3 protein-coding genes are annotated in these 2,288 nt (G+C 46.2%); all 3 read left to right on the forward strand.

Annotation, left to right across the window (positions count from 1 at the left end; genetic code table 11):
* Window positions 1–66: 66 nt before the first annotated feature.
* From tnpA to tnpC, 3 genes are read left to right on the forward strand one after another with little or no spacing between them, the layout of a single operon-like run.
* Window positions 67–369 carry an IS66 family insertion sequence element accessory protein TnpA gene (gene tnpA, locus P2W73_RS26290; protein ID WP_276505085.1) on the forward strand — a complete coding sequence of 101 codons (303 nt, stop codon included), beginning with the start codon at window positions 67–69 and terminating at the stop codon, window positions 367–369.
* Window positions 366–737, forward strand: coding sequence for an IS66 family insertion sequence element accessory protein TnpB (gene tnpB / locus P2W73_RS26295; RefSeq protein WP_276505086.1), 372 nt, complete (start codon window positions 366–368; stop codon window positions 735–737). The genes tnpA and tnpB overlap by 4 nt, the downstream gene beginning before the upstream one ends.
* 45 nt (window positions 738–782) lie before the next feature.
* Window positions 783–2,252, forward strand: a complete 1,470-nt coding sequence (gene tnpC, locus P2W73_RS26300) for an IS66 family transposase (protein WP_276505087.1) — start codon at window positions 783–785, stop codon at window positions 2,250–2,252.
* The last annotated feature ends 36 nt before the right edge of the window (window positions 2,253–2,288 follow it).

Genomic DNA, 2,288 nt, shown 5'->3' on the forward strand with positions numbered 1-2,288 from the left:
GTAAGCCTCCGGCGAAGTACATCTTTTCCTGTTTTTTTCAGCGATTTAATTTAGTGGCAAAAAGCGATGGAAGTTTTATCAGCAGTTAAACGTCGTCAGTTCCGCAGGCGGTCAGAGATATTGGATCTGTTAAGAGAGCAACAGGAAAGTGGTTTAAGCGTAAGAGTGTTTTGTGCGGAGAGATCAATAGCGGAAGGCAGTTTTCATAACTGGAAGAAGCGTTATGGCAGTGAGGGATCAGCGGCGAACAACAATGCCTTTGCCCGGGTACAGGTGGAAGCAGTGGCAGCCGGATTGTTCGCGGAAGTGAACGGTATAAAGCTTTATCAGCCGGTGAGTGCTGGTTATCTTAAAGAACTGGTATCATGAGCAGCCTGCTGTTACTAGGTGCGCACCGGTCTTATCATCTTTACCGCAAGGAGACCGACATGCGTAAAGGGTTTAACCAGCTATGTGGCATTATTACCAATGAGCTGGGCAGAGTAGTGACACAAGGTGATGCATTTATTTTTATCAACCGGCTGCGAACACACCTGAAGTTGTTAGTCTATGAACAAGGCGGGTTCACTATTTTTTATCGCCGGCTGGAGCAAGGAGCCTTTGAAGTACCTGCCTTTGACCTGGATGCAAAGAGTCTTCAACTGACGACCGATCAGCTGCATTTTATTCTGCAGGGGATATCATTGCAAACGATCCGGTATCGTAAAAGATACCAACACAGGGCTGGTACCGGTTGAAAACAAAATTATTGGCATGGCAGATCATAACCCATATTTGCAACCATGTCAACCGGGGTAGATTATAAAGCACTGTATGAGCAAAGCCAGTTACGCATCATCGCACTGGAACAACAGTTGACACAGTTGCAGAAAATGATCTTCGGTTCGCGTCACGAACGTTTTATTCCCGCCGAACCAACCCATCCTCAACTCAGTCTTGGTCTTGCTGCAGAGGCCGTCGCAGCCGGAACGATTACTTCAACAAAGCAGATTAGCTATACCCGTCACACAGTAGCCGAAGAACCAAAACCGCTGGTTCATCCTGGCAGAATGAAGCTGCCGGAAAGTCTTCGCCGCGAAGAAATACTGATTGAACCGGCTAATGATACAACAGGCTGCAAAAAGATCGGTGAAGAGATCACTGAAGTGCTGGAGTATCAGCCAGGCGAACTGTATGTAAAGCAATATAAGCGTCCTAAATATGCAAAGCCAGACAATGAAGGTATAGTGATCGGTCAGTTGCCATCCCGTCCCTTGGAAAAGGCCATGGCCGGTGAAGGATTATTAGCTCAAATCATCATTGACAAGTATATCGATCATTTGCCACTGCACCGTCAGATGCAGCGTTTTGAAAGAGCTGGTGTTAAACTGGCTTATTCCACACTCACTGATTGGGTTAGCAGCACCTGCAAACTGATCGAGCCCTTGTTTGAAGCGTTGAAGGCAGAAGTGTTACAAAGTACTTATCTGCATGCCGATGAGACACCGATCAAAGTGATGGATAAGGATAAAAAAGGTGAAACGCACCGTGGATACTACTGGGTCTACCAGAACAGTATCGATAAGATCGTGTTGTTCGATTACCAGGAAGGCCGCGGACGGGAAGGGCCGGTGGAGATACTCAAAGATTTTAAGGGGTATCTGCAAACTGATGGATATGTGGCTTATGATGTTTTTGCAAAAAGACAAGATATCACGCTGATCCATTGCATGGCTCATGCACGGCGCATGTTCAATGATGCATTGGATAACGATGAGACCCGTTCGTCCTATGCGTTACAGGAGATACAAAAGCTATATGCCATTGAAAGAATCTGCCGGGAAAAGTCACTGGGCTTTGAAGAAATAAAAGCAGTACGCCAGGCTCAATCAGTTCCCGTTCTTGCCGCACTTGGCGGGTGGATGAAGCAACAATATGTGCAGATACTTCCCAAAAGTGCTATTGGCAAAGCGCTTGCTTACAGTATTGAACGCTGGAAAAGATTATCACTTTACACCGAACACGGAATGCTGAAAATCGATAACAATCCCGTGGAGAACAGCATCCGTCCGGTAGCGCTGGGCAGAAAGAATTATCTTTTTGCCGGCAGCCATGAAGCTGCAAAAAGAAGTGGTATGCTGTATTCTTTACTTGGCACCTGTAAGATGCACGACATCGAACCTTATACCTGGCTTAAAGATGTGCTCCAACGAATAGCAGATCATCCTGTCAACAAAGTGCAGCAGTTGCTGCCGCACCGATATAAAAAATAACTTCACTTTATAAGATGTACTTCGCCGGAGGCTTAC

This window comes from Terrimonas pollutisoli, assembly GCF_029360765.1.
Lineage (GTDB): Bacteria > Bacteroidota > Bacteroidia > Chitinophagales > Chitinophagaceae > Terrimonas_B > Terrimonas_B pollutisoli.

Excerpts from the sequence above, each read along its gene's own strand:
- tnpA (WP_276505085.1), top strand. The coding sequence starts at position 67 with ATGGAAGTTTTATCAGCAGTTAAACGTCGTCAGTTCCGCAGGCGGTCA.
- tnpB (WP_276505086.1), top strand. The coding sequence starts at position 366 with ATGAGCAGCCTGCTGTTACTAGGTGCGCACCGGTCTTATCATCTTTAC.
- tnpC (WP_276505087.1), top strand. The coding sequence starts at position 783 with ATGTCAACCGGGGTAGATTATAAAGCACTGTATGAGCAAAGCCAGTTA.